The sequence below is a fragment of the Sinomonas sp. genome (genome assembly GCF_036848755.1).
Lineage (GTDB): Bacteria > Actinomycetota > Actinomycetes > Actinomycetales > Micrococcaceae > Sinomonas.
In genome coordinates this window covers 1-2056 of the sequence record NZ_DAIUJO010000239.1, presented here as the reverse complement: position 1 = coordinate 2056, position 2056 = coordinate 1, and the positions used below count along the sequence as shown (strand labels likewise).

General features: G+C 69.0%; 4 protein-coding genes. 2 read left to right on the top strand and 2 right to left on the bottom strand.

Features of this window, described 5'->3' with window-relative positions:
* Positions 1–239 precede the first annotated feature (239 nt).
* Positions 240–554, top strand: a complete 315-nt coding sequence (locus V7053_RS18930; RefSeq protein WP_334173792.1) for a cell division protein CrgA — start codon at positions 240–242, stop codon at positions 552–554.
* Between the two features lie 200 nt (positions 555–754).
* Positions 755–910 carry a hypothetical protein gene (locus V7053_RS18925; RefSeq protein ID WP_334173791.1) on the top strand — a complete coding sequence of 52 codons (156 nt, stop codon included), beginning with the start codon at positions 755–757 and terminating at the stop codon, positions 908–910.
* A gap of 26 nt (positions 911–936) precedes the next feature.
* Here the strand turns inward: V7053_RS18925 and V7053_RS18920 are convergent, their stop codons facing one another.
* Both V7053_RS18920 and V7053_RS18915 read right to left on the bottom strand, forming a co-directional pair.
* On the bottom strand, positions 937–1380 hold the full coding sequence (locus tag V7053_RS18920) for a DUF4383 domain-containing protein (RefSeq protein WP_334173790.1): 444 nt from the start codon (positions 1378–1380) through the stop codon (positions 937–939).
* 104 nt (positions 1381–1484) lie between these two features.
* The coding region (locus V7053_RS18915) for an anti-sigma factor (protein WP_334173789.1) at positions 1485–2056 on the bottom strand (572 nt) is incomplete at its 5' end.

Genomic DNA, 2056 nt, shown 5'->3' with positions numbered 1-2056 from the left:
GCCCACGAGCGTGTAGACGAACGAGTCGTAGTTGTCGATGACGAGGATGCGGGTGCTCATTGCGGTTCGGCCAATCGTGCGAGTGGGTGGACCGGGCAGCGAGGCGGCTAGACTTGACTGTCAGAACCTATCGACCAGCCAGCAATTGACCAGCCGGCAACGCCACCCGGCACATCGGCGGTGCTTGCAGGATACCAAGCGGGCCCCAGCGCAGCCGAAGCCGGCCCCGAGGAGGACCAGTGCCCGAATCTCCGGACAAGCCCGAGACCAAGGCGCGCGCGCCGAAGAGCGCCGAGAAGGCGCTGTCGAAGAACCGCGCGAAGGCAGTCCGCAAGGCGAAGAAGAAGCGCCGCACCGCCAAGGCCGCCGGCCCGACCCCCCAGTGGTACAAGTACCTGATGTTCACCCTCATGGTGGTCGGACTGCTGTGGATCATCGTCTTCTACGTGACCCAGGGCCTGTTCCCCGTGCCCGCCTTCGGCAACTGGAACATCCTCATCGGCTTCGGCATCGCGATCGCAGGGTTCCTCATGACCTTGCGCTGGCGCGGCTGACGAGCCCGCCCCCCAGGAGCAGGCCTACTTCGCGGACACCCATCTCACCGAGTCGCCCGCCACGGTCATCGCCGCTGGCACGTCCGACGACGGCGACGAGCGGTGGGTTCCGCCGTCGTCTGTTCGATCGACTCGGGGCGGCGCCGCCTCCACGCCGCCCTGCACACGGCGGGGCACGTTCTCGGAGCGCTCGGCGAGGAGTGAACTCCGAACCATGCGGCGGCACCCAGGTACGCTCGCTCGCCGATCTCGCGAACGTCCGCATCCTCGAGGTCAAGGCCAAACGCGGGGCGACCAAGGTCCGCTACGACTCCGAGCACGCTGAGCGCGGCGCGACGGACGCGCTCAACCCCTAGGGGTCGCGCGCCGTCGTCGCCCGGCCTCAGCGGCGATTGCCCGCGGCCCGCCGTCCCAAGACGATGCCGAGGACGAACATCCCGACCCCGAGGAGGAGGTGCAGGACGTTGTCCGCGCCGTTCACGGGCACGAAGTTGGCGCCCATGTTCCCCATGAAGATCAGGCCGTAGACGAACAGGACGAAGTAGATCACGCCGCCCCACGTCAGGTACCCCTTGGCGGATGCGATCGACCGGCCGAGCGCGAGGCCGGCAACCCCGAACAGCAGATGCACGATGTTGTGCAGCACCGAGACCTGGAACAGGCCGAGCAGCATCGCTTGCGAACCGTCGCCCGCAAAGCCGAGGCTGCCGACGTGGGTCGTGATGCCCGGGACGAAGCCCAGGATTCCCACCACGAGGAAGATCGCGCCGACCACTGTGGCAGCGAGCTGGACCGGCGCGCGGTGCGTCCTGACAGAGATAGACATGTCTGCTCCTTACTCTTCTTCCCGCACAGCCTGTTACGACCGTGCCGGTGCGGCGTGCCCGCACTGAAGGTTCGGAGCCCTGCCGTTCCCGGATTGGAAGAACGCTACGCGAGGCTCTGGAGCAGGATCGGCTTCGTGGTGGGATGGGGCGAGCCGCCCGAAGGTTCGACCGTCACCCCGAGATAGGCGGCGTTGCCGAGGCCTCCTGGAAGCTCGTTCCACGTTGAACCGTCCCCGGCCTGCACGAGTCCGGCGGGCTTGGCTGAGCCGCCGGCGTCGATGAGCCAGAGCTCGTAGGCCTTGCCCTGCGGCGCGGGGGCCATCCCGATCGTGACGACCCCGGCGAGGGCGGCGTCCTTCGAGTGCGCGATGAGCATCGTCGCACCGCCCGGGGCCGGAACCTCCAGGATCTTGGCGTCGGGTGCGGAGAGGATCCGGTCCATGACGGCGGACCGCGAGCCCTGCTCCGCGGCCAGGGCGTGGAGCGCGGCGTCCCTCTGCTGCTGCTGTTGGAAGCCCCACAGCCCGGCTCCGCCCGCGGCGACGAGCAGCACGGCGGCGGCCGCCGCGAGCCAGCGGGCGCTCGGCGGGAACGGACGACGGCGGCTCTCGCCGAAGCGCCCGTAGGTCACGTTAGGCGCGGTAGCACCCTGCGGAGGTGACGGCGCAACGGGGG

Coding starts and splice junctions, on each gene's coding strand:
- V7053_RS18920 (WP_334173790.1), bottom strand. CDS start 1,380: ATGTCTATCTCTGTCAGGACGCACCGCGCGCCGGTCCAGCTCGCTGCC.